This is a genomic window from Allobosea sp. Tri-44, assembly GCF_004123845.1.
Classification (GTDB): domain Bacteria; phylum Pseudomonadota; class Alphaproteobacteria; order Rhizobiales; family Beijerinckiaceae; genus Allobosea.
The window spans coordinates 333670-359734 of the sequence record NZ_NBDP01000053.1; the positions used below are offsets into that span (position 1 = coordinate 333670).

At 66.5% G+C, this 26065-nt stretch carries 29 protein-coding genes; 17 read left to right on the plus strand and 12 right to left on the minus strand.

Translation table 11 applies throughout. The annotated features are described in order from the left end of the window. Window positions 1-2: 2 nt before the first annotated feature. The 3 genes from B6S44_RS26685 to B6S44_RS26695 form a co-directional block, all read right to left on the minus strand. A complete protein-coding gene (locus tag B6S44_RS26685) occupies window positions 3-476 on the minus strand; it encodes a tripartite tricarboxylate transporter TctB family protein (protein WP_129159887.1) in 474 nt (157 codons plus the stop codon). Window positions 477-551: 75 nt separating this feature from the next. Then, on the minus strand, window positions 552-1520 hold the full coding sequence (locus B6S44_RS26690) for a Bug family tripartite tricarboxylate transporter substrate binding protein (protein ID WP_129159888.1): 969 nt from the start codon (window positions 1518-1520) through the stop codon (window positions 552-554). Beyond that, on the minus strand, window positions 1517-2263 hold the full coding sequence (locus B6S44_RS26695; RefSeq protein WP_129159889.1) for a FadR/GntR family transcriptional regulator: 747 nt from the start codon (window positions 2261-2263) through the stop codon (window positions 1517-1519). The genes B6S44_RS26690 and B6S44_RS26695 overlap by 4 nt, the downstream gene beginning before the upstream one ends. Before the next feature lie 96 nt (window positions 2264-2359). On the opposite strand from B6S44_RS26695, the gene B6S44_RS26700 reads away from it, so the two are divergent. Beyond that, entirely contained in the window at window positions 2360-3274 is a 915-nt protein-coding gene (locus B6S44_RS26700) for a dihydrodipicolinate synthase family protein (RefSeq protein ID WP_129159890.1), read from the plus strand. A gap of 18 nt (window positions 3275-3292) precedes the next feature. Here B6S44_RS26700 and hpaR read toward each other — a convergent pair whose 3' ends face one another. Beyond that, window positions 3293-3724 (minus strand): homoprotocatechuate degradation operon regulator HpaR, encoded by a 432-nt coding sequence (gene hpaR, locus B6S44_RS26705; RefSeq protein WP_129159891.1) that lies wholly within the window; start codon window positions 3722-3724, stop codon window positions 3293-3295. A gap of 197 nt (window positions 3725-3921) precedes the next feature. On the opposite strand from hpaR, the gene B6S44_RS26710 reads away from it, so the two are divergent. The 3 genes from B6S44_RS26710 to hpaD are packed head-to-tail and all read left to right on the plus strand — an operon-like array spanning window position 3922 to window position 6878. After that, a complete protein-coding gene (locus B6S44_RS26710; protein WP_164985976.1) occupies window positions 3922-4317 on the plus strand; it encodes a 5-carboxymethyl-2-hydroxymuconate Delta-isomerase in 396 nt (131 codons plus the stop codon). Beyond that, complete coding sequence (gene hpaE / locus B6S44_RS26715) at window positions 4314-5852, plus strand: 5-carboxymethyl-2-hydroxymuconate semialdehyde dehydrogenase (protein WP_129159893.1); 1539 nt, start codon at window positions 4314-4316, stop codon at window positions 5850-5852. Before B6S44_RS26710 ends, hpaE begins: the two co-directional genes overlap by 4 nt. 45 nt (window positions 5853-5897) lie before the next feature. After that, window positions 5898-6878, plus strand: coding sequence for a 3,4-dihydroxyphenylacetate 2,3-dioxygenase (gene hpaD, locus B6S44_RS26720; protein WP_129159894.1), 981 nt, complete (start codon window positions 5898-5900; stop codon window positions 6876-6878). A 38-nt stretch (window positions 6879-6916) separates the two neighbouring features. Here the strand turns inward: hpaD and B6S44_RS26725 are convergent, their stop codons facing one another. After that, entirely contained in the window at window positions 6917-7384 is a 468-nt protein-coding gene (locus B6S44_RS26725; protein WP_129159895.1) for an Lrp/AsnC family transcriptional regulator, read from the minus strand. Between the two features lie 152 nt (window positions 7385-7536). Between B6S44_RS26725 and B6S44_RS26730 the strand changes: the two genes are divergently transcribed. Beyond that, window positions 7537-8706: an amino acid aminotransferase gene (locus B6S44_RS26730; protein ID WP_129159896.1), complete on the plus strand. Its 1170-nt coding sequence runs from the start codon at window positions 7537-7539 to the stop codon at window positions 8704-8706. Window positions 8707-8749: 43 nt separating this feature from the next. Then, window positions 8750-10420: a thiamine pyrophosphate-dependent enzyme gene (locus tag B6S44_RS26735; RefSeq protein WP_248309774.1), complete on the plus strand. Its 1671-nt coding sequence runs from the start codon at window positions 8750-8752 to the stop codon at window positions 10418-10420. Window positions 10421-10436: 16 nt separating this feature from the next. On the opposite strand, the gene B6S44_RS26740 is transcribed toward B6S44_RS26735, so the two are convergent. From B6S44_RS26740 to B6S44_RS26750, 3 genes are all read right to left on the minus strand, one after another. Continuing rightward, window positions 10437-11864 carry an FAD-binding oxidoreductase gene (locus B6S44_RS26740; protein WP_129159897.1) on the minus strand — a complete coding sequence of 476 codons (1428 nt, stop codon included), beginning with the start codon at window positions 11862-11864 and terminating at the stop codon, window positions 10437-10439. 158 nt (window positions 11865-12022) lie between these two features. After that, entirely contained in the window at window positions 12023-12916 is an 894-nt protein-coding gene (gene rfbD, locus B6S44_RS26745; RefSeq protein WP_129159898.1) for a dTDP-4-dehydrorhamnose reductase, read from the minus strand. A gap of 55 nt (window positions 12917-12971) precedes the next feature. Next, window positions 12972-13877 (minus strand): LysR family transcriptional regulator, encoded by a 906-nt coding sequence (locus tag B6S44_RS26750; RefSeq protein ID WP_129159899.1) that lies wholly within the window; start codon window positions 13875-13877, stop codon window positions 12972-12974. Window positions 13878-13973: 96 nt separating this feature from the next. Here B6S44_RS26750 and argH point away from each other — a divergent pair, with 96 nt between their 5' ends. The 8 genes from argH (at window position 13974) to B6S44_RS26790 (ending at window position 21592) form a co-directional block, all read left to right on the plus strand. Next, entirely contained in the window at window positions 13974-15389 is a 1416-nt protein-coding gene (argH, locus tag B6S44_RS26755) for an argininosuccinate lyase (protein WP_129159900.1), read from the plus strand. Next, window positions 15386-16279 (plus strand): amino acid ABC transporter permease, encoded by an 894-nt coding sequence (locus tag B6S44_RS26760; RefSeq protein WP_129159901.1) that lies wholly within the window; start codon window positions 15386-15388, stop codon window positions 16277-16279. Before argH ends, B6S44_RS26760 begins: the two co-directional genes overlap by 4 nt. A 5-nt stretch (window positions 16280-16284) precedes the next feature. Then, window positions 16285-17049 carry an amino acid ABC transporter ATP-binding protein gene (locus B6S44_RS26765; RefSeq protein WP_129160020.1) on the plus strand — a complete coding sequence of 255 codons (765 nt, stop codon included), beginning with the start codon at window positions 16285-16287 and terminating at the stop codon, window positions 17047-17049. Between the two features lie 29 nt (window positions 17050-17078). Beyond that, a complete protein-coding gene (locus tag B6S44_RS26770; RefSeq protein WP_129159902.1) occupies window positions 17079-17909 on the plus strand; it encodes an ABC transporter substrate-binding protein in 831 nt (276 codons plus the stop codon). An 80-nt stretch (window positions 17910-17989) separates the two neighbouring features. Next, window positions 17990-18883, plus strand: a complete 894-nt coding sequence (locus B6S44_RS26775; RefSeq protein WP_129159903.1) for a LysR family transcriptional regulator — start codon at window positions 17990-17992, stop codon at window positions 18881-18883. A gap of 87 nt (window positions 18884-18970) precedes the next feature. Then, the gene (locus tag B6S44_RS26780; protein WP_129159904.1) at window positions 18971-19951 is read left to right on the plus strand and encodes a Bug family tripartite tricarboxylate transporter substrate binding protein; all 981 of its coding nucleotides are present in this window, start codon (window positions 18971-18973) and stop codon (window positions 19949-19951) included. A 10-nt stretch (window positions 19952-19961) separates the two neighbouring features. Continuing rightward, window positions 19962-20966: a zinc-dependent alcohol dehydrogenase gene (locus B6S44_RS26785; protein WP_129159905.1), complete on the plus strand. Its 1005-nt coding sequence runs from the start codon at window positions 19962-19964 to the stop codon at window positions 20964-20966. Further along, window positions 20963-21592 (plus strand): DUF4286 family protein, encoded by a 630-nt coding sequence (locus B6S44_RS26790; RefSeq protein ID WP_129159906.1) that lies wholly within the window; start codon window positions 20963-20965, stop codon window positions 21590-21592. Before B6S44_RS26785 ends, B6S44_RS26790 begins: the two co-directional genes overlap by 4 nt. A 204-nt stretch (window positions 21593-21796) precedes the next feature. On the opposite strand, the gene B6S44_RS26795 is transcribed toward B6S44_RS26790, so the two are convergent. After that, a complete protein-coding gene (locus B6S44_RS26795; protein ID WP_129159907.1) occupies window positions 21797-22042 on the minus strand; it encodes a DUF6894 family protein in 246 nt (81 codons plus the stop codon). Between the two features lie 27 nt (window positions 22043-22069). After that, window positions 22070-22813: a Crp/Fnr family transcriptional regulator gene (locus B6S44_RS26800; protein ID WP_248309775.1), complete on the minus strand. Its 744-nt coding sequence runs from the start codon at window positions 22811-22813 to the stop codon at window positions 22070-22072. 523 nt (window positions 22814-23336) lie between these two features. Here B6S44_RS26800 and B6S44_RS26805 point away from each other — a divergent pair. From B6S44_RS26805 to B6S44_RS26815, 3 genes are read left to right on the plus strand one after another with little or no spacing between them, the layout of a single operon-like run. Next, a complete protein-coding gene (locus tag B6S44_RS26805) occupies window positions 23337-23843 on the plus strand; it encodes a YciE/YciF ferroxidase family protein (protein ID WP_129159908.1) in 507 nt (168 codons plus the stop codon). A 49-nt stretch (window positions 23844-23892) separates the two neighbouring features. After that, the gene (locus B6S44_RS26810) at window positions 23893-24321 is read left to right on the plus strand and encodes a low affinity iron permease family protein (RefSeq protein WP_129159909.1); all 429 of its coding nucleotides are present in this window, start codon (window positions 23893-23895) and stop codon (window positions 24319-24321) included. Window positions 24322-24379: 58 nt separating this feature from the next. Then, window positions 24380-24970 (plus strand): CinA family protein, encoded by a 591-nt coding sequence (locus tag B6S44_RS26815; protein WP_129159910.1) that lies wholly within the window; start codon window positions 24380-24382, stop codon window positions 24968-24970. A 22-nt stretch (window positions 24971-24992) separates the two neighbouring features. Here the strand turns inward: B6S44_RS26815 and B6S44_RS26820 are convergent, their stop codons facing one another. Next, window positions 24993-25292, minus strand: a complete 300-nt coding sequence (locus tag B6S44_RS26820) for a SemiSWEET family sugar transporter (RefSeq protein WP_129159911.1) — start codon at window positions 25290-25292, stop codon at window positions 24993-24995. A gap of 213 nt (window positions 25293-25505) precedes the next feature. Then, window positions 25506-26039, minus strand: a complete 534-nt coding sequence (locus tag B6S44_RS26825) for a general stress protein (protein ID WP_129159912.1) — start codon at window positions 26037-26039, stop codon at window positions 25506-25508. Window positions 26040-26065 lie beyond the last annotated feature (26 nt).

The window sequence follows — 26065 nt, forward strand, 5'->3', positions numbered from 1 at the left end:
GCTTACCAGCGCAAGGGTTCGAGCGGTCCCCAGGGCAATTGCACGCCGAGGGCCAGATAGAAGATCGAGTGGATGACGAGCGCGGCCGCGAGTGACAGCCCGATCGCCAGCAGCGGCTTCGTGCCCCCCGCAAGAAAAAGGACGACGAGGATCAGCGGCGCGCAGACCAGGAAGCCAAGCGTCTCGGCAAAGAGCATGTAGAAGATCACTGCCGCCGGCACGAGCAGCAGGCGCGCAAGCGCACTACCACTGCGGGCCCAGTCGGCGAGGCCGATCAGCGGCCCGCCCTGCGTCGCACGGGCGCCGCCCACGGCGAGGATCGCGGCGCAGAGAGCCAGCAGACCGGACAGGATCAACGGAAAGGCCGAGGGGCCGAGCGGCTGCTGCGACGGGTTCGGCAGGTTCCAGGAGGCGAAAGCGACCAGGCCCGCGAGGGCAAGGAAGACGAGGCCTCCGAAGAGATCGTTGAACTTCATGACAAGCTCGGTGTGCGCGATGGAAGCGGGCGCGGCGAAGGCTGCCGCGCCCTGGTCATTGCGAAGTGCGATCGACTAATGGCGCAGGCGCAGACCGAGCGCGCCCATGATCTCGCCGTTGCTCTTATGCTGGGTCGCGAGGAAGGTGCCGAAGGCCGGGCCCTTGGCGAAGGCGTAGCCGAAGCCGCGCTCAGCCAGGAAGGACTTGTAGGCCTCGGAGTTCGCGACCTTCTCCGTCGCTTCGACGAGGCGGGCCGTCACGTCAGCCGGCAGGCCGGCCGGGGCGGCGAGGCCGCGCCAGGTGCCACCCTCATACTCCTTGCCGATCGCGTCCTTGACCGTAGGCACGCTCGGGAAGGCGCCGATCTTCTCCTTCGACATCACGGCCAGCGACTTGACGCGGCCGGCATCGAACATCGGCTTGCCCTCAGGCAGGGAGGACGGGACGATCTGGACGCCGCCGGAGGCCAGCTCCTGAAAGCCGGGCGCCGCGCCCTGGCTCGGCACCACGACGACTGCCTTCGGGTCGATGCCCTCAAGCTGCATCAGGCCGGCGAAGGCGAGATGGTAGGCTGCGCCCGCGCCCATGCCAGAGAGCTTGTACTTGCCGACTGGCTGCTTTTTGATGTCGTCGAGCGCCGCGCGCAGATCGGCCCAGGGTGAGTTCGCGGCGACGTTGAAGGCGGCGGAATCGAAGTTCACCAGCGCGATCGGCGTCAGCTTCTCATAGGTGAACGGCGCGGTGTTGGACCAGTAAAAGGTTGTCACCTCAGCGGTCGCAAGGCCGATCGTGTAGCCGTCCGGCTTGGCGTTGACGATCTCGGTGTGGCCGACCACGCCGCCGCCACCGGTGCGGTTGACGACGTTGACCGGCTTGCCGAGCTCCTTTTCGAGGCCGGCCGCGAGGATGCGCGCGACCGCATCGGTGCCGCCGCCGGCGGCCCATGGCACGACCAGCGTGATCGGGCGCTCCGGCCAGGCGGCGAAGGCGGGCAGCGACACCGCCGCGACGGTGGCAGCGAGCAGCAGTTTTGCGAATTTCATGGCGTTTCTCCTGGTGCAGTTTTTTTGTTTGGGTTGGTTCCACCCGCCAAAGCAGGGTTGGAGAGCATGTGGCGGCGCGTGTAGCCGAGAACCCGCCGCATCGCCTGGTTAGCTCGCTCGGCATCGCCATCGGCGATCGCGTCGACGACCGCGGCATGGTTGGCGAGGTTGCCGGCGAAGACGTCGACGGTGAAATCGAACATCGTGCTCAGGATCGTATCGATCGCGCCGCGGAAGCTGCGCAGGATCGGGTTGTTGGTGGCGTCGAGGATCGCAAGGTGGAAGCGCTTGTCGGCGGCGATGGCGGCTTGAGGATCGTCTTGGTCAGCCTCCATGGCGGCCAGCGCAGCGCGGATGCTGGCGAGGTCCGCGGGCGTGGCGCGGATCGCTGCCAGGGCCGCCGCCTCCGGCTCGATGATCTCGCGCGTCTCCTCCAGAGCGAGCAAGAGGTCGCGGTCGAGCCCGTCCTCGCTGCGCATCCAGCCGAGCACCTCGCGGTCGAGCAGCGTCCAGTCATGCTGGGCGCGCACCTGCGTTCCGTGACGCGGCCGCACGGTGAGCAGGCCCTTGGCGACGAGGATCTTGACGGCTTCGCGGACGACGCTGCGGCCGACACTGTAGCGCTCGGCCAGCTCGGGTTCAGCCGGCAACACGGTTCCCGAAGCGATCTCGCCACGCACGATCGCGGCCCCGAGTGCCGCGACCATGGCGCCGATCTTTCCTGGCTTGCTGCCACGCTGCATGCCGCTGTTCCCTCCCGTGGCGGGAAAATGTCACGGCCGGGGCTTGCATGCAAGCATTCATCTGATGTTTAACATCTGATCATTGGAGGTGACGTCATGACCACAGCATTCACCGGCATCCATGCGATCCTCTATGCGCTGTTCGACGCGCAGGAGCGGCTCGACCGGCGGGCGATGCGGCGGCAGGTCGAGATCTGCCTGGAACACGGCGCCCACGGCATCGCAGCACTCGGCCTCGCCACGGAGGTCTCCAAGCTGACCGTGCCGGAACGGCGTACTGTGATGGAATGGACCTCGGAGGATGTCGGGGGCTTGAAGCCACTCGGCTTCACGATCTATGGCACCTCGGTCGGCGAGCAGATCGAACTGGTCAAGGCGGCCGAGTCGGCGAAGGCCGACTGGGTCATCCTGCAACCGCCCATGGTCGGCAGCTTCGCGGCGGGCGAATACATCCGCTTCTTCGGCCGGGTCGCGGATGCCACGCACCTGCCCGTCGCGATCCAGAACGCACCAGCCTATATGGGCCGCGGCCTGTCGGCGGAGGATATTCGCAGCCTCGTCGCGCAGCATCCCAACATCAAGCTGGTGAAGGGCGAGGGGCCGGCGACCGAAATCCGGCAGTTGATCGAGACGACCGAGGGCCGGCTGCCGGTGATGAACGGCCGCGGCGGTCTCGAGCTGATCGAGAACCTGCGCGCCGGCTGCGTCGGCATGATCCTCGCCCCCGAGATCATCGATTTCACCACCAGAGCCTATGACAGCTTCGTCGCCGGCAACGAGGCCGAGGCAGAACGCATCTATCGCGACATCCTGCCCGTGATCGTGTTCATGATGCAGTCGCTGGAGAGCCTGATCTGCTACGGCAAGCGCATCTTCGGGGCGCGGGCCGGTATCGCGATCCATGACCGTGCGCCTGCCATGCGTCCGACGCCCTTCGGCGAAGAGCTCGTTCGCCAGCATGTGGCGAAGCTCGGCGTCTTCCCGGGGATGCCGGCAGCCGGTCGCGGTTGAGTCCGACCGTTCGTCCGCTCAATCGGCAGGGGCGTCCGGCGTGTCGCTGCCGATGCCGACCATGGCCTGCTCGAGCTCGGCGAGCAGGCTCTGCAGATTGGCCAGCTTGTCCGCGCCGAAGCGCTGGCCGATCTCGCGATAGATCGTCTCCGAAACCGGCGTGACCGCATCGATGAGAGCGGTTCCGGCTGGGCTTAGCGAGATCATCCAGCGGCGCAGATCGGCAGGGTCGGCCGTCCGGACGATCAGTTTGCGCTGATCGAGGTCGACGAGAATCCGCGACAGACTGGGGCCGAGCAGGAACGTCGCCCGCGCCAGTTCCGCCACCTCCATCTGCGGCATGGTGCTGAGCGCGCGCAGCACGCGCCATTGCTGCTCGGTCACGCCGAATTCGCGCAGGGACTTGCGGAAGTGCCGCATCACCGATTCCCGCGCCCGTAGCAGCGACATCGGCAGCGATTTGGAGAAATGGCGGAGGCGGAGCCTGGTCGCGGCTGGACCCGTGGCGCCCGTTGTCTTCGAATCTTCGGTCAAACCTTGAAACCCATCTGAGATTTGCGCCACCCTAGCCTAGGCGGCAGTCCGAGCCAAACCAGCTTGCGATGATAAATTTAACATGTTATCTAATTTGGACACGGAGGAGCGACGTGCCCCACATCGTCATCGAATATTCCGCCAATCTCGAAGACGAGGTTCGTCCGATGCGGCTGGTCGAGGCGCTGCACGCTGCCGCCCTGGAGACGGGCGTGTTTCCGCTGGCGGGCTTGCGGACCCGCGCGGCGCGGCGGGATCTCTACCTCGTCGCCGATGGTGATCCCGAAAACGCCTTCATCGCCGTGAGCGTGCGGATCGGCGAGGGGCGCGACGCCGCGACCCGCCGACGCGTCGCCGAAGCGCTGATGGCGGTGCTCGAACGCGAGACCGCCGAGACCTTCCAGCGCCGTGGCCTGGCGCTCAGCGTCGACGTCGCCGAGATCGACGGGACTGCGTCGCTGAAAACCAACAATCTGCACGAACGCCTGAAAGCGAGGGCGAAGCCATGACCGCGACCGATACCAAGCTGACCGCGAACCTCGCCAGGGCACGCAAGGCGATGGAACGCTTTACGGCAGGCAAGGTGCCGCATTTGATCGCAGGCGAGGCCGTCCACTCGGCCTCGGGCGCGACTTTCGAGACGCTCGACCCGACCACGAACGAGCGCCAGTCGGTGGTCGCCGCGGGTGACAATGCCGAGATCGATCGTGCCGCCAAGGCGGCGCGCACGGCATTCCCGGCCTGGAAGAAGGCCTCCGGCGCCAAGCGCCGCGCCGTGCTGCATGCGATCGCCGATGCGATCGAGGCGCGGGCCGAGGAGATCGCCCTGGTCGAGAGCAGCGATACCGGTCAGGCGATCCGTTTCATGTCGAAGGCGGCGCTGCGCGGCGCGGAGAATTTCCGCTTCTATGCCGACCGGGCGCCGGAGGCCGGCAATGGCATGTCGCTGCCGGACGAGGGTCATATCAATTACACGCTGCGCCAGCCGATCGGCCCCGTGGGCGTGATCACGCCGTGGAACACGCCGTTCATGCTCTCGACCTGGAAGATCGCGCCGGCGCTCGCCGCCGGCTGCACGGTGGTCCACAAGCCGGCGGAATGGTCGCCTTTGTCTGCCACGCTGCTCGGCGAGATCATGGACGAGACCATCCGCGCGCATGGCTTTCCGGCAGGGGTGGTCAACGTCGTTCATGGCCTCGGCGAGAGCGCCGGCAAGGCGCTGACCGAGCATCCGGACATCAAGGCGGTGGCCTTCGTCGGCGAGACGGCGACCGGGCAGCACATCATGCGCCAGGGCGCGGAAACACTGAAGCGCGTCCATTTCGAGCTCGGCGGCAAGAACCCGGTGATCGTCTTCGAGGATGCCGATCTCGACCGCGCCCTCGATGCGGTGCTGTTCATGATCTACTCGCTCAATGGCGAGCGTTGCACCTCGTCGTCGCGCGCGCTCGTCCAGCGTTCGATCTACGACGCCTTCTCCGCCAAGGTCACTGAGCGGGTAAAGCGCCTGCGCGTCGGCCATCCGCTCGACCCGGCAACCGAGATCGGGCCGCTGATCCATCCACGCCATGTCGAGAAGGTCCTGTCCTATCCCGCTTTGGCGAAGGGCGACGGCGCCCGTGTCGCCTGTGGCGGTGGCCGCGCGCTGGACGGCGCCGGCAATTATGTCGAGCCGACGCTCTACCTTGGTGCCAGCAATGGCATGCGGATCGCGCAGGAGGAGATCTTCGGGCCGGTGCTGACCATGATCCCGTTCGAGGACGAGGCCGATGCGATCGCGATCGCCAACGACGTCCAGTACGGGTTGGCGGGCTATATCTGGACCCGCGATGTCGGCCGCGCCCATCGTGTCGCGCGCGATCTCGACGCCGGCATGATCTGGGTCAATTCGGAGAATGTCCGCCATTTGCCGACGCCGTTCGGCGGGGTGAAGTCATCCGGTATCGGGCGGGATGGCGGCGACTATTCCTTCGATTTCTACATGGAGACGAAGAACGTCGCCGTGGCCTTCGATACCCACCAGGTGCCGCGGCTGGGAGCCTGACGTCGCGGCCAAGAAGACAGCAAAGAACAATCCCCAGGAGGAACCATGCCCGTCCCGTCCAGCGTCCTCAATCCGCCCTTCCACGTCGTGCGGCTGAACCATGTCGTGCTGACGGTCGGTGATCTCGCCGCTGCGAAGAGGTTCTGGGGCGACACGCTTGGCCTGCAGCTCACGCAGGAGACGCCGGAGCGACTCTACTTCCGGGCCATGGAAGAGCGTGGCCACCACTGCATCGTCCTGGAGAGAGGGGCCGAGCCCACCGCCCGCCATCTCGGCTTCAAGGTCTTCTCGGAGGAAGACCTCGACAGGGCCCAGCGCTTCTTCCGCGCCAAGGGCTTGAAGGCCGAGTTCGTCGAGGAGCCTTATCAAGGGCGGACCTTGCGCACGACCGATCCGCTTGGCGTGCCGCTGGAGTTCTACTTCCGCATGGACAAGCTACCGTCGGTTCACCAGAAATACGCGCTCTATCGGGGGGTGAAACCCCTGCGTATCGACCATTTCAACTGCTTCTCGGACGATGTCGACGCCTCGGTCGCGTTCTACAACGAGATCGGCTTCCGCGTGACCGAATACACCGAGAACGAGGACCGCACCCGGCTCTGGGCCGCCTGGATGCACCGCAAGGGCGGCGTCCATGACATGGCCTTCACCCACGGCGTCGGCCCGCGCCTGCACCATGTCGCCTTCTGGGTGCCGACGCCGCTGAACATCATCGACCTGCTCGATCTGATGGCGACCACCGGCTATGTCGGCAATATCGAGCGCGGCCCGGGCCGCCACGGCATTTCCAACGCCTTCTTCCTCTATATCCGTGACCCCGACGGCCATCGCATCGAGATCTATTGCTCGGACTATCAGACGATCGATCCCGATCACGAGCCGATCCGCTGGGATCTGCGCGATCCGCAGCGCCAGACGCTGTGGGGTGCCCCCGCGCCAAAGAGCTGGTTCGAGGAAGGTACCGCCTTCGAGGGCACGCCGGTGCGCCAGCCGGCCTACGCCGCTTCTCCGATCATTGCGGCCTGAGGTCGACACGACCCGGTCGGCCGAGGACGGGCTGCCGATCAGCCAACGACCCGCAGCGGCAGCTCCGTCGTCGTCTTGATCGACTTCAGCACCACGCCCGTCCGCAAGGAGGCGAGGCCGCCGGTGACCGCGATCAGACGATCAATGAAGTCGCTGAGATGGGCGAGATCGCGCGCGACGATCTTGAGGATCATGTCGGCATCGCCGGTCTGAGCATGGCATTCGAGCACCTCCGGCGACTCCAGCAGGAATTGCTGCAGCGAGGCGTTCTGCGCGGCATCATGCGCCCGCAGGCTGAGCAGCGAATGCGCCATGACCTGCAGGCCGAGCGCCGCCGGGCTGAGCAGGCAGACGACCTTCTCGATATAGCCCAGCTTGCGCAGCCGCTCGATGCGACGGGCGCACTGGCTCGGCGAGAGATGCACGCTCTCGGAGAGCTCGACATGGGCAGCGTCGCCCTTGCGCTGGAGCGCGGAGAGGAGCTTCACGTCATAAGCGTCGAGCATGTGCGATATCCCCGCAGCGAGCATTGTGCGGCTTTCGCGCGCGGAATACTCCATTCGTGCGGGAAGCTAGCATCGACCGCTCGCTTCATCACCTGGAAAGCGCGGACATTGCGTCCGATGCGCGCTACGTTCACCGAAATCGGGAGACCATCATGTTCGAGAGCCTGAAGCCGAAGCCGGCAGATGCGATCCTTGCTCTGATTTCCGCGTTCAGGGCAGATGAGCGGACCGGCAAGATCGATCTCGGCGTCGGGGTCTATCGCGATGAGCAGGGCCGCACGCCGGTGTTCGCAGCGGTCAAGCAGGCGGAGCGCATCCTGCTCGATGAGCAGCCGAGCAAGTCCTATCTCGGCATCGAAGGCGATCCGGTCTTCGTCGATCTCTTGAGGCCGATCGTCTTCGGCCAGCGAATCCCGCAGGACGACATCGTCGGCTTCCAGACGCCCGGCGGCAGCGGCGCACTCCGGCTTGGCGCCGACCTGATCGCCGCGGCACGGCTGCAGGCGCAGATCTGGCTGGGACTGCCGAGTTGGCCCAACCACGCCCCGATCTTCCAGGCTGCCGGGCTGGCGGTGCGCGACTACGCCTTCGCCGACCTGACGACCCAGACCCTCTCTTTCGAGGCGATGATGGCGGCGCTGTCCTCGGCGCTGGCGGGCGACGTCGCGCTGCTTCATGGCTGCTGCCACAACCCGACCGGTCTCGACCTTGATGCGGCGCAGTGGGAGGCGGTGACTGCACTCTGCCTCGAACGCGGCCTCATCCCCTTCGTCGACCTCGCCTATCAGGGTCTCGGCGAGACGCTCGAGCTCGATGCAGCCGGAGCGCGGCGCATCGTCGAGGCCTGTCCCGAGGTGCTGGTCTCCCATTCCTGCGACAAGAATTTCGGGCTCTATCGCGAACGGACCGGCGCGCTCTACGTCAAGTCGCGCACGCCCGCAGCGGTCGCCAGCAATATGGCTGCTGCGGCGCGGGTGAGCTGGTCGATGCCGCCGGATCATGGCGCTGCCGTGGTGCGCGCGATCCTTGAGAGCGAGGCGCTGACCGCCAGCTGGCGCAAGGAGCTCACCGGCATGGCCGAGCGCATCCACTCGGTTCGCTCTGCGCTCGCGGCCCTGCATCCGGCACTCGCCGGCATCGCCAGGCAGCGCGGGCTGTTCTCGACGCTCAAGCTGACGCGCGAGCAGGCCGAGGCGCTGCGCTCCGAGCACGCCGTCTATCTCGTGCCGAGCGGGCGCATCAACCTTGCCGGTCTGCGCAGCGAGGATGCGCTGCGTTTCGTCGAGGCGCTCGTCGCCGTCGGCGTGCTCGCCCAGACCTGACCTTCGCCTGCTCCCTTCCAACCCAGCCGGGATGCCTGAGATCATGCTGAAACCTGTTTTGCCGCAGCAGATGACCGGTGGCGCCGCGATCGTCGAAGCGCTGATCGCCAATGGGGTCGACACCGTCTTCGGCCTGCCCGGCGCCCAGATGTACGCCTTCTTCGACGCATTGCAGCAGCGCTCCGACGCGATCAGGACCTTCGGCGCGCGGCATGAGCAGGCCTGCGCCTACATGGCCTTCGGCTATGCCCGCTCGACCGGGCGGCCGGGCGTCTATTCGGTGGTGCCGGGGCCGGGCATGCTCAACACCACCGCGGCGCTCTCGACCGCGCTCGGCTGCAACGCGCCGGTGCTCTGCATCACCGGACAGGTGCCCACGGCCTTCATCGGCCGCGGCCGGGGCCATCTCCACGAATTGCCGGACCAGCTGGCGACGCTGCGCACCGTGACCAAATGGGCTGAGCGGATCGAGCGGGTCGAGGACACCGGCGACGTTCTCGCGGAGGCGTTCCGGCAGATGCTGAGCGGGCGGCCCGGGCCGGTCGCGGTCGAGATGGCCTGGGATGTGATGGCCGGGGCGGGCAGGACGCCCGAACATTTCCCGGCGGCGACACAAGATGCAGCCCCGGTTGCGGATCAGGCCGCGATCGAGGCGGCGGCGCGAGCGCTGCTTTCAGCCCGCTCGCCATTGATCATGCTGGGCACCGGCGCACAGGATGCCGGCGCCGAGATCGCTGCGCTGGCCGAGGCGGTCGGCGCGCCGGTCGCGGCCTTCCGCGGCGGGCGCGGCGCCGTGCCGGAAGACCACCTCTTCAGCATCTCCTCCTATGCCGCAGCAAAGCGCTGGGCGAAGACCGATCTCCTGCTCGGCATCGGCTCGCGCCTGGAAGCGCCCTATATGCGCTGGGCCAACCCGATGAGCTATGTCCAGGCGCCGGGCGAGGCGCGCCAGCTCATCCGCATCGACATCGACCCGGCCGAGATGGAGCGGCTGGTGCCGTCCATCGGCATCGTCGCCGATGCGAAGGCGGCCGTCTCTGCGCTGCTCACGGCCGTGCGCCGCCTCGGCAGTTCAGCGCTACCGGAACGCAAAGCCGAGCTGCAGCAGCTCCGCGCCTCGACCCGGCAAGAGACCGAGCAGGTCCAGCCGCAGCTCTCCTATCTCGATGCGATCCGCGAGATCCTGCCGCGCGATGGCTTCTTCGTCGGTGAGCTCTGCCAGGTCGGCTTCACCTCCTATTTCGGCTTCCCGGTCTATGAGCCGCGGACCTATGTCAGCGAGGGCTATCAGGGCACGCTCGGCTTCGGCTTCCCGACGGCGCTCGGCGTCAAGGTCGCCCATCCCGAGCGAGCCGTGGTCTCGGTCACCGGCGATGGCGGCTTCATGTTCGCCGTGCAGGAACTGGCGACGGCGGTGCAGGAGAAGATCGGGCTGGTCACCATCCTGTTCAACAACAACGCCTACGGCAATGTGCTGCGCGACCAGACCAACAGCTTCGGCGGCCGCGAGATCGGATCGGCGCTGGTCAATCCCGACTTCGTCAAGCTGGCGGAGAGCTTCGGCGTCAAGGCGCACAGCGTGAGGTCACCAGCGGCGCTGCGGCCGGCCTTGTCCGAGGCGATCGCGTCGAACGAGCCGACCCTGATCGTCGTCGAGGTCGAGCGCGGCTCGGAAGCCTCGCCCTGGCCATTCATCCACCCTCGGTTCGACTGATCGGGGCGGCGCGGCCCTAGACCCGATCGAGGGCCGGCGGCAGCACCTTGCCGGGGTTCATGATGTTGTCGGGGTCGAGGCTCGCCTTCAGCGTGCGCATCACCTCGACGGCGGCGTCGCCGTGCTCCTTGCGCAGGAACTTCGCCTTGCCGTAGCCGACGCCGTGCTCGCCGGTGCAGGTGCCGCCGAGCTCGATGGCGCGGTTGACCAGCAGGCCGTTCAGCCGCTCAGCCTCGCGGATCTCGTCGGGCGAATCCATCCTGATCAGGAAGCCCATGTGGAAATTGCCGTCGCCGACATGGCCGAGCGCCGTGACCGGGAAGGGCGCATCCTTGGCGTGCTCCCTGATCTCGGTGATGCAGGCGGCGAGCTGCGAGATCGGCACGCAGGTGTCGGTGCCCCAGCTGCTGGCGCCGGGGCGCAAGGCGAGCAGCGCGTAATGCAGGTTGTGGCGGGCTTGCCAGAGCTTGCTGCGCTCCTCGGCGGTGGCGGCAAAGCGCCAGCCTTCGCCGCCATGGCCCTCGGCGAGCGCTTCGACCATCTGCGCCTGCGAGACCACCGCCGCGTCCGTGCCGTGGAATTCGAGGAAGAGCGCGACGGTCTCTGGATAGCTCAGATTGTTGTGGCGGTTGATCGCGCGCATGCAGGTCTCGTCGAGCAGTTCGACGCGGGCGACCTGGACGCCGCACTGGATCGTCTCGATGGCGCAATTGACAGCGCTGGCGATGTCCGGAAAGGAGCAGACCGCGACCGAGCTCGCCTCCGGGATACCGTAGAGCTTCAACGTGATCTCGGTGATGACGCAAAGCGTGCCTTCCGAGCCGACGAAGAGGCGGGTGAGGTCGTAGCCGGCCGAGGATTTGCGGGCCCGGCCGCCGGTCTTCACGATCGTGCCGTCGGCGAGCACGACGGTGAGCGCCAGCACATTGTCCTTCATCGTGCCGTAGCGGACTGCATTGGTGCCGGAGGCGCGCGTCGCGGTCATGCCGCCAAGCGTGGCATCGGCGCCGGGATCGACCGGGAAGAACAGGCCGGTGTCGCGCAGGTGCTCGTTGAGCTGCTTGCGGGTGACGCCGGCCTCGACCGTGCAGTCGAGGTCCTCGGCGTTGACTTCGGTGATCGCATTCATGCGCGAGAGATCGATGCAGACACCGCCATGCAGCGCGACGACATGGCCTTCGAGCGAGGTGCCGGCGCCGAACGGAATGACCGGCACCTTGGCCTGATGGCATAGCTTTACGATCCTGCTGACCTCATCGGTGGTCTGCGGATAGCAGACCACATCGGGCGCCTTGGTCGGGTGATAGGATTCGCCATGGCCGTGATGCTCACGCTCGCTATCCGAAGTCGAGCAGCGCGGGCCGAGAAGCTCACGCAGGGCAGTAGTGAGGCCATCGAGGGCGGGATGCCGAGGGGTGCCGGGGGTGGTGGCGGGAGCGTTCATAGGGCCTTCGATCCTCGTGCACGTCTTCGTCGCGGCTGCGGTGCAATCTCGACCGTCATGTCGTCTTCGGCCACAGCCGATGCAGCATGAGCGCTCTGCACCGGCAGGGGAAGTGTGGCGTCAGGCCGACTAGTCGCGCGTGGCCACCCGAACATCCTTCAGCTTCGCGATTGCGCGAGCAGCGTGGCGACGCAGGTTTTTACCGAGTCCTGCCAGGGCGGCAGGCGCAGGCCGTGACGTTGCGCGAGCAGGCTACAGTCGAGCCTGGAATTGGTCGGCCGGCGGGCAGGGGTGGGGTAGTCCAAAGTCGCAATGCGCCTGACGGTCGCGCTCGGCCCGCCCAGCGCTGCCGAGGTGGCGAAGACGGTCTCGGCGAGATCCGCCCAGCTTGCCTCGCCGGTGCCGGCTGCATGGAAGACGCCGCGCAGCGAGGCAGCGCCGGGGCGGGCGACCAGCGCCTTTGCCATTGCGATGATCGCGTCGGCAAGATCAAGCGCGCTGGTCGGCGAGCCCAGTTGATCGGAGACGACGCCGATCTCGTCCCTGCTCTCGGCGAGGCGCAGCATTGTCTTCACGAAGTTGGCGCCATAGGGGCTGTAGACCCAGGCGGTGCGCAGGATCGTCCAGTCGGCGCCGGAGGCTGCGACCGCTTCCTCGCCGGCGAGCTTGGAGCGGCCATAGGCGCCGAGCGGGGCGGTCGGATCGTCTTCGCGCCAGGGGCGCGGCGCCATGCCGTCGAAGACGTAGTCGGTGGAGATCTGGATCAGCGGCACGCTTAGGGCCGCAGCCGCTGCGGCCACAGCACCGGCGCCAGCGCCGTTGATCCGCATGGCGAGCTCCGGTTCGGTCTCGGCCTTGTCGACGGCGGTGTAGGCGGCGGCGTTGACGATGCAGTCGGGGCTTGATGCGGCGAGTGCCTGCCGAACGCTTTCCGGCTGCGCCAGATCGAGCTCGGGCCGGCCGACCGGGACGACCGCGATGCCGGCCGCCTCGGCGCGGGCGAGGAGGGATTGGACGACCTGCCCGGTCCGTCCGGTCACGGCTATGCGCATCGGGCCTTCGCCATCGGAAGCATGGCGGCCGGTCTAGAGCATGCGCCTTGTGGGCTCAACCCGCTGCCTCGAAGCGGCGGGCCTCCTCGCAGAGCCAGGCGATCAGCGTATCGAGGGCGGGGCTGCGCTCGCTTTGCGAATTGACGGTCAGCCAGCAGCCGGTAGCGCTGTCGAAATCGAGGCCGAGCGGATTGACCAGCGCGCCCGAGGCCAGTTCCTCGGCGACATAGCAGCGTGGCGCGAGCGCGACGCCGAGCCCGGCGACGGCGGCGCGGATGATCACGGAATAATAGCCGTAGCGCACGGTATGGGCCGGCACGGCACCACGCAGGCCGTGCGCTTCGGTGAACTCGGCCCAGAAGGCCGGCATCTGGAAATGCTGCAGCAGCGTCATCTTCTGGATGTCGGCGGCACGGGCGAAGCCGCCCAGACGTTCGAGCGCTGCGGGGGCTGCAACCAGCGCGACCCGGCGGCCGAACAGATAGTGCGACTCGCGATCCGGCCAGGGGCCGAAACCATGGACGATCTCGAGGTCGGCTTCCTCGATCTCCTTCTCGCTGACGAAGTTGGTGAACTGTACGTCGATCTCGGGATGCGCCTGGGCGAATTCCGGGAAGCGCTCCATCAGCCAGCGCTCGCCGGCTATGGCGATCATGTGCAGGCGGATCGGCCGACCGATCGCGGCGCGCTCGGCGAGACGGCGGGCGCCGCGCTCCATCTGCTCGATCGCAGCCTCGGCATAGGGGCGGTAGATCGTGCCGGCCTCGGTGGGTTTGAGTCCGGCGGGGCTGCGCTCGAACAGCTCTGTATCGAGATGCTCCTCCAGCGCCTGGATCTGCTTGGAGACGGCGCTCTGGGTCAGGTGCACCTCGCCGGCCGCCTTCGCCGTCGATCCGAGGCGGGCGACGGCGAGGAAGACCCTGAGTGCCGTGGTCGACGGCGGGAGGTTGCGGCCGGCCAAGCAGATATTCCTTCAGCGACTACCCTTGAGGAGATCGTTTCGTTTGCCGGTTGCGCGGTCAAGAGGGCAGTGTTTTCGATAGGGGAGAAGAACATCATGAACCAGACCACGCGTCTCTGGGGCGGCCGTTTTCGCAAGCCGCCGGATCCGCGCATGATGAAATTGTCGAGCGCAGCCGGCGCCCATGCCCGGCTCGCGCCACAGGACATCGCTGGCGGCAAGGCGCATGCGGCCGAACTGGAGCGCGCCGGACTGCTCAGCCAGGACGAGTTCAGGACCATCGTCGCAGCGCTCGAAGCGATCGCCAGCGATCTCGCCGCCGGGGCGCTGGCACCGGACGAGAACGACGAAGACGTCCATACCTTCATCGAACGCGTGCTGACCGCGCGGATTGGCGCGACCGGCGCCAAGCTCCGGGCCGGCCGCTCGCGCAACGACCAGGCCGCCAATAATCTCAAGCTCTATCTCCGCGCCGAGGCCCGCGCGATCGGCGCGATGCTGGCCGAGCTGCTCGATGCCATCGCCGGTCAGGCCGAGCGGCACGCAGGCTCGGTCTGCCCGGGCTTCACCCATCTCCAGAGCGCCCAGCCCGTCACCTTCGGACACTGGCTGATGGCCCACGGCCAGGCGCTGTCGCGCGACGCTTCCCGCCTGCAGGATTGGGAAAAGCGCTCCTCGCTCTCGCCGCTGGGCGCAGCAGCGCTCGCCGGCTCGGCGATTGCGCTGACACCCGAACTCAGCGCCAAGGCGCTCGGCTATGACGGCCCCTGCGAGAACTCGGTCGACGCCGTCGGCGCGCGCGACCATGTCGCGGAATTCCTGTTCGTCGCGGCGATGCTGGCGACCAACCTGTCGCGGCTGGCGGAGGAGGTGACGCTCTGGACCTCGCGCCAGTTCGGCTGGGTCGTGCTCGACGATGCTTTCGCGACGGGCTCCTCGATCATGCCGCAGAAGAAGAATCCGGATATCGCCGAGATCTCGCGCGGCCGGGCGGCACGGCTGACCGGCGATCTCGTCGCCATGCTGGGCGCGCTGAAGGGACTGCCGCTGGCCTATAACCGCGACCTCGCCGAGGACAAACGCGCCGCCTTCGACGCGGTCGACGTGCTCGGCGAGGTGCTGCCGGCCTTCGCCGGGCTGGTCGCGACGATGGAAGCCAAGCCCGAGGTGATGCGGGCGCAGGCCAGCACCGGCTTTGCGCTCGCGACCGAAGTCGCCGATCATCTCGCCCGCAAGGGCGTGCCCTTCGCCGAGGCGCATGAGATCAGCGGCGCGCTGGTGCGCTATTGCGAGGAGATGGGCCGCGAGCTCGAAGGGCTGGAGCCGGTGGAATTGCGTGCGATCGATCCGCGTCTCGACGAGAGCGTGCTGAAAGTGCTGACGCTCGATGCGGCGGTTGCGGCGCGCAGCGGCCATGGCGGCACGGCCCCGGCCAGGGTCGTCGAGCAGATCGGCCGCTTCCGCGACTGGCTCGCCGGCTTCTCGCAGTGGACGAGGGAGGGCGCGGCATGAGCGACGCAAGCCGGACCATGCCGGATCGCGGCCTTGCCGAGATCGCCGGCCTGACCATTGTCCCCAAGCGCTTCTATGGGCGCTGGATCGCCGCTGCTGCGATCCTGTTCGTGCTGGCCTGGGTGGTGAAGGCGTTCGCGCAGGGGCAGATCGCCTGGCCGGTGGTGGCGCAGTTCTTCACTGCGCCGGCGATCCTCGCCGGCCTCGTCAACACGCTGATCATGACCGCCTGCGCGATGGGGCTCGGCATCGTGCTCGGCGTCGTCTTCGCGATCATGTACATGTCGCCGAACCCGGTGCTGCGCGGCGTCGCGCTGTTCTATATCTGGTTCTTCCGGGGCACGCCGCTGCTGCTGCAATTGCTGCTCTGGTTCAATCTGGCGCTGGTTTTCCCGACGATCGGCATCCCCGGCGTGATCGAGTGGCGGACCATCGACATCATCGGGCCGTTCATGGCGACGCTGCTCGGGCTCGGCATGAACCAGGGCGCCTACACCGCCGAGGTTGTCCGCTCGGGCATCCTCTCGGTCGACCTCGGCCAGACCGAGGCCGCCAAGGCGATCGGCATGACAAGGCTGACGACGCTGCGCCGGATCGTGTTGCCGCAGGCGATGCGGGTGATCATCCCGCCTGTGGGCAACGAGGTGATCAGCATGGTCAAGCTGACCTCGGTCGCCAGCGTGATCCAGTTTTCCGAGATCCTGCGCAATGCGCAGAATGTCTATTACGCCAATGCCCGCGTCATCGAATTGCTGATCGTCGCGGCCGGCTGGTACCTGCTCGTCGTCACTCTCCTGCAGATCGGCCAGTTCTTCCTCGAACGCGCCTTCTCGAAGGGCCGGGGCGAGCGCCGCGCCAAGCCTCAAATCGCCGAGGAGGCCGCCGCGTGACCGCCCTGTCCCCGATCGTCGTCGCCGCCAGCGTCACCAAGCAGTTCGGCCCGCTGAAGGCGCTGAACAAGGTCTCGCTCTCGGTCCTGCCGGGCGCGGTGCAATGCATCATCGGCCCGTCCGGCTCGGGCAAGTCGACATTGCTGCGCTGCATCAACCAGCTCGAGAAGATCGATGCTGGCGCGATCATGGTCGCAGGCGAGCTGATCGGCTATCGCCGCGTCGGCAATGAGCTGCACGAGCTCAGCGACGTCGAGATCGCGCGCCAGCGCCTCAAGACCGGCATGGTCTTCCAGCGCTTCAACCTGTTCAACCACATGACCGTTCTGCAGAACATCATCGAGGGCCCGCTCACGGTGCTGAAACGGCCGCGGCGCGAGACCATCGCTGAGGCCATGGCGCTGCTCGAGCGCGTCGGCCTCGCCGAGAAGCGCGATTCCTATCCGATCGAGCTCTCCGGCGGCCAGCAGCAGCGCATCGCGATTGCCCGCGCGCTGGCGATGAAGCCCCAGCTGATGCTGTTCGACGAACCGACCTCGGCGCTCGATCCCGAGCTCGTCGGCGAGGTGCTGAACGTGATGCGCGACCTTGCCGCCTCCGGCATGACCATGATCGTCGTCACCCATGAGCTCGGCTTCGCCCGCGAGGTCGCGAACGACGTCGTCTTCATGGACAAGGGCGAGATCGTCGAGCAGGGCCCGCCGCAGCAGGTGCTGGTCTCGCCGCAGCAGCCCCGCACCCGCGACTTCATCGCCGCCGTCCTCAAGTGAATCCAGCTAAGACAAACAGGGAGATCACCATGCTTCGCCTTTCGTTCGCCGCCGCGCTGCTCGCCTGCACCGCGCTCGCCGCCCAGGCCCAGGCCCTGCCGGACCGGATCAAGACCGCCGGCAAGATCGTCATCGCGACCCAGCCGAACTATGCGCCGATCGTCTACAAGGACCCGGCGACCAACACGATGGCCGGCTTCGACTACGAGCTCGGCGAGGCGATCGCCAAGGAACTCGGCGTCAAGGCCGAGTGGCAGGACACCGCCTTCGCCCAGATGCTGCCCTCGCTGACGACCGGACGCGTCGACATGGTGATGGCCGGGATGAGTGATCTGCCGGCGCGGCGCGAGACGGTCGACTTCGTCGACTACATGGTATCGGGCGCGCAGTTCTATACGGTCACCGCCTTCGCCTCGACGATCAAGTCGGTGGAGGATCTCTGCGGCAAGAGCGTCGGCGCCAGCCGCTCGACCAACTGGCCAAAGCAGATCGGCGAGTGGAGCGATGCCAACTGCGTCGCCAAGGGCAAGCCGGCGATCACCGTGGTCGGCACCGAAGGCTCGGTCGACGCCCGCACCCAGCTGAAGACGCAGCGCCTGCAGGGCGGTGTCCAGGGCAGCGAGACGATGAACCATTTCGTCAAGCTCGAGCCGAACACCTATATCCCGCTCGGCGAGCCCTTCACCCGCTCGCTGACCGGCATCCCGTTCCCGAAGACGGCCGAGGGCGGCCAGCTGCGCGATGCGGTCAAGGGCGCGCTCGAACGCCTGCAGGCGAACGGTACCTATGACGCGCTGGTCGCCAAGTATGTCCAGCCAAGCAACGTGCTGAAGCCGATCTCGGTCAACAAGGGCGAGTGATCGCTTGACCCTGCCGGCCTCGGCGGCTTCGCTGCCGTCGATGCCGGCGGCCTCCTCGCCGGAACGCCAGCGAGGATAGCGTGCTGACCTTCCGCCAGATCGAGGTGTTCAAGGCGGTGATGGCCGCCGGCAGCCTCGCCGGTGCCGCACGCGAGTTGCGCATCGCGCAGCCGACGGTGACGCGCATGATCCTGCGCATGGAGGATCAGCTCGGCGCCCGGCTGTTCAACCGGGTCCGCGGCCGGCTGACACCGACCCAGGAGGCATCGCGCTTCCTCGCCGACATCGACCGCGCCTTCGAGCAGATGCGTTCGGCGGTGGAGCGGGCGGCGCAGGCGGCACTGCCGGAACGCTCGGTGTTCCGTTGCGGCGCCTCGCCCAGCATCGGCCGCGGGCTCGTTCCTGCGGCGCTGGCGCGTTTGCTCTCGCGCATGCCGGCGGTTTCGCTGCAGCTCGACATCCTGACCGTCAGCCAGGTGCTGCCCTATCTACTTGACGGCTCAGCCGATGCGGCGGTGACGCTGTTTCCGGTCATGCATCACGAGGTGGTCAGCACGCCCGTCGGTAGCGGCCGGCCGGTGCTGCTGATGCCGGCCGGGACGGAGGATGTGCCCTCCGGCGAGGTGAGTCTCGCCGGCCTCGCTGACCGTGCCTGGATCGTCTTCCAGCCTCGGTCCGTCCATGGCGATATGGCGGCGGGTATCCTGTCGGATCACGGGCTGCGGCCGGCTCGGACGCATATGGTGCGTTTCGCCGAGACGGCGGTCGCGCTGGTCGAGGCCGGGATCGGCGTCTGCATCGTCGACGAGTTCTCGGCGCGTGCCGCCGACATGTCGCGTTTGCGCTGTCTGCCGGTCCCAACGAACCGGCGCTACGAGGCCTATCTGCACCGTCCGCTCGCCGCGCCTGGCGAACTGACGGAGCGCTTCGAGCATTGCCTGAAGGATGAGCTGCAAGCAGGATCCATGTCCTGAAGCTATAGCTCTGGAATAGAACGTCACTTGAATCGGCCAGCCGGCTCCGTTTGAGTGCGCGCAGAAAAATCCAGGGAGGATTTCAGTATGCAGAAGCGTCAGCCGGCCGTGAGCCGGCGGTTCGTCCTGTCCGGCATGGCGGCCACGTTGGCCTGCCCGGCGCTGGCGCAATCCTACCCGGCCAAGCCCGTCACCCTGATCGTCACCTTCGCGGCCGGCGGCGGCGTCGATGTCACGGCGCGCCTGATCGCGGAGTCGCTGAGCCAGATCCTCGGCCAGCGCGTCATCATCGACAATCGCGGCGGCGGCGCGACGATGACGGGCACGCAAGCCGTGACCAAGGCCGATCCGGACGGCTACACGCTGCTGGCCGCGCCGACGACGATGGTGATCAACCCGGCGCTGCGGGCCAGCATGCCGTTCGACTGGCGCAGCGATCTCATCCCGATCGGGCTGATGGCGAAGCTGCCCTTCGTGGTCGTGACCCGGCCGGATTCGCCGGTGAACACGATGAAAGACCTGGAGGCGCTGGCGAAGAAGCGGCCCGAGCCTGTCCTGTTCGCCTCGGGCGGCACCGGGACCGTCGCCCATCTCGCCGGCGAGCTCTTTGCCATGCGCACCGGCAGCAAGATGCAGCACGTGCCCTATCGGGGCGAGGGACCGTCGCTCGCCGATGTCGCGGGCGGAGCGCTCGACGTTACTTTCGCGACGCTGGCAGCGGTCGCGGGACAGGTCGAGGGTGGCTCGCTCAAGGCGCTCGGCGTTACCACCAGTGAGCGCGCGGGATTGCTGTCGAAGGTGCCGACCGTCGCCGAGCAGGGCTATGCCGATTTCGACGTCTCGGCCTGGGTCGGCCTGATGGCGCCGAAGGGCACGCCGCCTGCGGTGACGGAGAAATTGCGAACCGCGCTGGCGACGGCGCTGGGCGACGCCGAATTGCAGCGCAAGCTCGCGGCCAGCGGCTCGATCCCTGCGGCTGTCGGCTTCGACTTCGACGGCTTCCTCAAGCGCGAAAGCGAGATCTGGAGCAAGGTCGTCAAGGACGCCGGCGTCAAGGTCGATCCGTAGGGCTGTTGGAATGCTCGCCATCCGCAAGGCCGCGCCGGAGCCGGGGCTCGTCTGCCGCAAGGTCGAGGCGCCCGCTCTCGGTCGCGACGACGAGGTGCTGGTCCGTGTCGAATCCGCTGGCATCTGCGGTACCGATCTTCACATAGCCGACTGGACGCCAGGCTATGAGGCGATGGCGAGCGCGATGCCGGTCACGCTCGGTCATGAGTTCGCTGGGCTGATCGAGCGCGGTCCTTCCGAGTGGATCGGGCGGCGCGTGGTGGTCAGGCCTTCGGTAACCTGTGGGCACTGCGAAGGTTGCCGGCAGCGCGGCGAGGATGGCTGCACGGCGCGCACTGGCATCGGCATCCGGCGCGATGGCGGCTTCGCCAAGCTGGCCCACGTGCCTGCGCGCAATTGCGTTGCCGTGCCCGACGGGCTCGATCCGGAACTCGCGGCCTTGACCGAGCCGCTGACCGTCGCGGCGCAAGGGGTGGCGCGCGCCGGTGCGGTCGCGGGCAAGCGCGTGCTTGTGCTCGGGCCGGGGCCGATCGGGCTTGGCGTGGCGCTTTTCGCTGAGCGGGCCGGAGCGGCCGCGTTGACGATCGCCGGGCGCGACGATGCGGCGAGGCTGGCTTGCGCCCGTGCGCTCGGCTTCGCCGATACCAGGGACGCGCTCGCTGATGACGAGCCGCTGGCGCCCACCGGCTTCGACGTGATCTTCGAGGCGACCGGCGTGCCGGAGGTTGCCAGCGCGGCGCAGCGCCTGCTCGCTCCCGGCGGCGTCCTCGTGATCTGCGGTATCCATGCCCGGCCGGCCAGCTTTGATCTCACCGCAATGGTGCGGCTGGAGCAGAGCGTCGTCGGATCGTACCGCGCTCCGGTGGCGCGCTGGAGCGAGGTGCTCGCGGCGATCGCCGATGAGCCCGAGCGCTTTCGCAGGCTGATCAGCCATCGCTTGCCGCTGGGCGAGGCGCTCGATGGTTTCGCGCTGATGCGCAGCCGCGCCGCGATCAAGGTCATGCTGCAGCCATGACATCCACCGCTTCAGGGAGCAGCGCTTTCCTCGTCTTCGCCAATGATGTCGATCCGGCGCAGCGCGAGGCTTATGAACGTTGGCATGGCGGCCATCATGTTCCGCAGCGGCTGACGGTGCCGGGCATCCTGCGCGCCACGCGCTATCGGGTGAGCGGTGGCACACCGGAATACCTGACGGTCTATGATCTCGCCGATCTAGCCGTGCTCGATTCACCGGCCTATCGCTTGCTCGCCGAGCAGCCCGATGCGGTGACGCAGGCGATGCGCCCTTATCTGCGCAATCCGCTTAGGCTCGCCTGCCGCGCTCTGGTCGGCGCCGACTATCGGCACGGCGGGATTCTCATCATGCTCCGCATGGCCGATGAGAGCGCCATGCGAATAGGCGAATGGCTGGCGGCCGAGAAAACCGCGACGGTCAGGCTCGGCCGGACCGCGCCCGAGGCCGGCGGGCATCCGATCATGGGGCAGAAGAGCGTGCCGCAGGAGGCTGTGGCGCTCGTCTTCGCCGCTTCTCTCGAGACAGCGCGGGCGACGGCCGAGGTCATGCGGGATGCGGTGCAGGCGGAGCTCCTGTCGGCTCCCGGCTCGGGCCTGATCTACGAGCGGATCGAGAGCTTTCCCTGAGCCGGTCGCCCGGCTCCAGTTGCGGAGTGGCCACTCCAACCGGCTCATGCCTTGGCACGCCATCTAGGTTTCTTGAGCACCATGATGATCGGTACGGGCGATCTGGCCATCCTCCGAAGACAACTTCAGTCGCGGAAGGAAGGCTCAAGCGACTGAGCCAAAACGGCAGGCGAAACTGTGCGATGACGGGCTTGGACGGGCGAGCTAACTGCCCTCGAGCTTCAAGGTGGCGACATAAATCTGCGCCCCGTTCGAATTCCGGACTGTTACCGAAAGCGCCAGGAAGTTGCCATTCGGCAGCTTCTCCCGGTTCATCACAGCCAGAAGTTCCTTCGCGGCGTCCTTGGCGCTCTGATCATCGGGCAGATCGACGCCGTCATCGTCCAGGTCGGACTTGTCGCCGTCGTGCGTATGGAAAAAATATCGTGCCATCCTTGCAGAATGCGGCAACACCTATCCTGTTCCGGATCAGGAAAATCATTTTCGTAGATGGAGATAGCGCGGGTCGAACTCGCCGAGCTCGCAAAGTCCGTCCCAGTCCATCACGGTGACGCGGTTGGCACGAATCCGGACAAGCTTCGCCTGGCGCAACTCACGCAGCTTCTTGTTGGTATGAACGGTCGACAACCCGAGTGCATCGGCGATTTCCGGCTGGGTCATCGGGAGATCGCAAGTCACGCCGTCGGACAGTCCGATGGCCTTCATCTTCGTAACGAACTCACATAGGAAATGAGCGATGCGGCTTGTGGCAGAGCGCCGCCCGATACCGACCATCCACTCACGAAATATCGCCGCGTCGATCAATGCCTCGCGCCAGAATGCCTCCGAAACGCGGTAAGACGCGCGGGTGACGTTGCGGACAGCCTCGTGCGGGATGAATCCGACGGTAGCCGCGGTCAAGGTGCCGAGGCTGTGATCCATCTCTTCGATATGAAGCGAATGCAGATCCGGGATATCGCCGGGAATGTGCAATGACAGTATCTGCCGCTCGCCGTTGGCAACTAATTTATAGCGGCATACGAGCCCTTCGATGACCAAACAGCATTGCTTGGTCCGCTCGCCCTCACTGACTATGTCACGATAGGCCTCGAACCGGCGGACGCTGAGAGGCAGGCCAAGCAATAGCCTGCGTTCTTCTTCCGAAAGAGGAGTGACGGTTTCAAGCTTTAGAACGAGCCCTTCAAGATGCTCTTGTGTTGCCATCCCGCGCGCGAGCTCCATCAAATTCCTGTTCGGATCGCTGCGTCCGCTGTCCTCAGACGTAATGACTGGCGCCCGACACCGCCGCGAGGGCAACGACGCCATCTTCACAGATGAGTTGCGCCCGCCCGCTCGGGATTGCGACATCCACCGTCGACATATCGCAGAGAGCGAAGACTTGGCGCAATCGTCGTGGCCGCTAAGAAGTCGATAGATGGAGGGCAAACCGCCCATCGGCGCCTTCTACCGATCCTGCGAGGCTCCGGGCTAACCGGGTCCGCTGACGACATCGCGCCGAGCGCTTCGATCGCATGGCGGACAGAGACAAGCAGTGCGTCGTAGCACACGCGCAATTCGGCGATGAGGGCAGGGGACCAATCGTTCATTTTGGAGAATAGTGAGCAAACGAGCCGCCGACGCGATGTCTTTTGATAAGCAGGCGCGCGGCTCAGAAAATGCCTCGCTCACAATATCCGTCCGGCGCGGGGAACCGCGTCAGGGTTCCCTCGTTCCATGTCCGGTCCATCCATCGAGGGAGTGCGTCATGGCCAGCGAACCGAAAACTCTGAACGACCTGTTCTTGGATACGCTCAAGGACATCTACTATGCCGAGAAGCAGATCCTGAAGGCGCTGCCGAAAATGGCGAAGGCGGCGACGTCGCCCGAGCTCAAGCAGGCCTTCGAGAAGCATCGGGACGAGACCGAAACCCATGTCGAACGCCTGGGCGACGTGTTCGAGATCATCGGCAAGGCACCGCGCGGCAAGACCTGCGACGCCATCCTCGGCATTATCGAAGAGGGCAAATCGATCATGGAGGAATTCGAGGGCAGCCCGGCTCTCGATGCCGGCCTCCTGGCAGCTGCCCAAGCCGTCGAGCACTACGAGATTTCGCGCTATGGTACGCTCAAGGCCTGGGCTCAGCAGCTCGGTCTCGGCAAGGCCGCGAAGCTTCTCGACCTGACGCTCACCGAGGAGCTGAACACCGACCAGGCGCTCTCCCAGCTCGGCGAAAGCAAGGTCAACAAGCAAGCCCAGCCCAAGGCGGCCTGATCTCCCGCGGCTCCGGTTCGCCGGAGCCGCCTTTCACTATGGGATCGCCATGCCAGACAAGTCCGATCCGATTTCCGACATCGTCCGCTCGTCCTTCTTCACCAGGCTTTCGCAGGCAGTTGCCCGTTACGCCGGCAAGCCCGCCGCATCCTTCGTCGCCCTGTCGGTCGTTATCGTCTGGGCGCTGTCTGGCCCGATCTTCAGCTTCAACGACACTTGGCAGCTGGTGATCAACACCTCGACGACGATCATCACCTTCCTGATGGTCTTCGTGATCCAGAACAGCCAGAACCGTGACACGGCGGCGATGCAGATCAAGCTCGACGAGCTTCTATCCAAGGTCGAGGGCGCGCGGGAAGAGTTGATGGACATCGAGGAACTCGACGAAGAGAAGCTCGCGACGATCCGCGATGACTATGAAAAGCGAGCCGCTCGGGCGCGGCGCCAGCCAAACTGCAGCGTACCGGGCCTAACGTAAACGGGCCAGGTTGCGCGCGGGAAGCGCGCAGATCCTGACACCGCCAAGGATCAGGACGATGAAAGAGTTGGTGCATTCATGGCGCTCCCGTTCGGTCGAAGCCTTGCCCGGTTCCGATTTGCCCGAGCTCCAGGATCTCGCTCAACGTCTCGTTACGGAGCTAGGCCATGCCGGGCTCATGGTTGCAGTCGCTGAATCCTGCAGCGCGGGGGCGCTCGCCAACTGCCTGTCGAAGGCGGAAGGAGCCGGAGACGTTCTCATTGGCGGCCTCGTGACTTATATGGCGATTGCAAAGACCGGGCTCCTGAGTGTCCCTGCCGATCTCATAGAGAGCCACTCCGCGGTTTCACGACCGGTTGTGCGCGCGATGGCGAGCGGCGTCCTTGCGAGCACCCCTGCCGATCTTGCGCTGGCTCTTACCGGTGTGACCGGTCCGGTCGCCGACGAGCGTGGCAATCCGCGAGGACGCGTCTACATCGCCGCAGTTATGAAGGGGGGCGTCGGCATCGATTGCCATTGCGAATTTGGCGCCTTTCCGCCGGCCGTTCTGCTCGACGCCGCGCTACGTACGGCGCTTGCGCTCGGCACAGATCTCCTGAAACAGCACAGCGGCGGAAATCCCGTCGTCGTGAGGAAACTCGCTTCGTAGATCGTAGCTGCGATCGCAAGCCCTACCGTGCTTCCGGATCAATCGATCTCGCTACCGCGTCCTTCTTGTTCTGCGGAAGCAGCGTCATGAAAAGAATGAACGCCGAGAGCAGGAAGCACACGCTGTTCGTGACGATGAGCGGCCACTCGCCCAATCCCCAGCCATAGACTGTCCAAAGCCCGAAGCCTGAGACCGTCAGGCTGTACATGACGGGCGAGATCGAGCTGGTATCGCGACTTTTGACGATGCGCCACGCCTGCGGAACGAAGCTGATCATCGAGCAGGCTGCGGCCAATGTTCCTGCGAGGGCGATCCAGTTCACAGAAAACCTCCGAACCCGGTCCAGTGGCGACCGAGGTTCCTGCCTCGCGCCAACTCAGCGTCACGCTAGCCGTCTTGTCGGCGTGGTGGCTCGGATCGCAGCGCGGAAATTGCGTGAGCTTGGGATATCCTTGCCGCCATCGCCCAAAGGCCGCCGCGAGCGGCGCCAAAAGCCCCGCCGACGATGCCGGCGGGGCAGGGTTTATCCCGCGAACTAGAGTGGGCCGGAGCGATAGGGCGCGCCGTGTTCGTCGAAACGGCTCCAGCCGCTTTCACGGTATTCGGTCAGGCGGGTGTCGCGGTCGATGGGGGTGGCACCATCCATGATGGCCTCGGCTGCCGGCGCCTGATCTTCGGACACCTTGAGCGATACCACCGTACCACCGCGCCGGACGCTTTCGGCGTAGTAGTGGGCGTTCTCTTCGTCCTCGCCGGCGCTGGTCAGGGCGCCGACGATGCCGCCCGCCACACCGCCTGCCGCAGCGCCGGCAGCGGTCGACGCGAGCCAGCCCGCCGCGACGACCGGGCCGATTCCGGGGATCGCCAGCATTCCGAGACCGGCGAGCAGCCCCGCAGCGCCGCCCATCGCTGCCCCGACGCCAGCACCTTCGCCGGCATTGCTGTCGTCGGCGTCCTCGTGCCGACCGACGAGACTGATATTCGCCGCGGGATAACCAGCGGCTTGCAGGGCCTCGACCACGCCACGGGCCGTCTCGTAGTCGTCATATGAGCGAGTGATCGTTTGCATGTTCGGTCTCCTGGCAGCTGAATTTG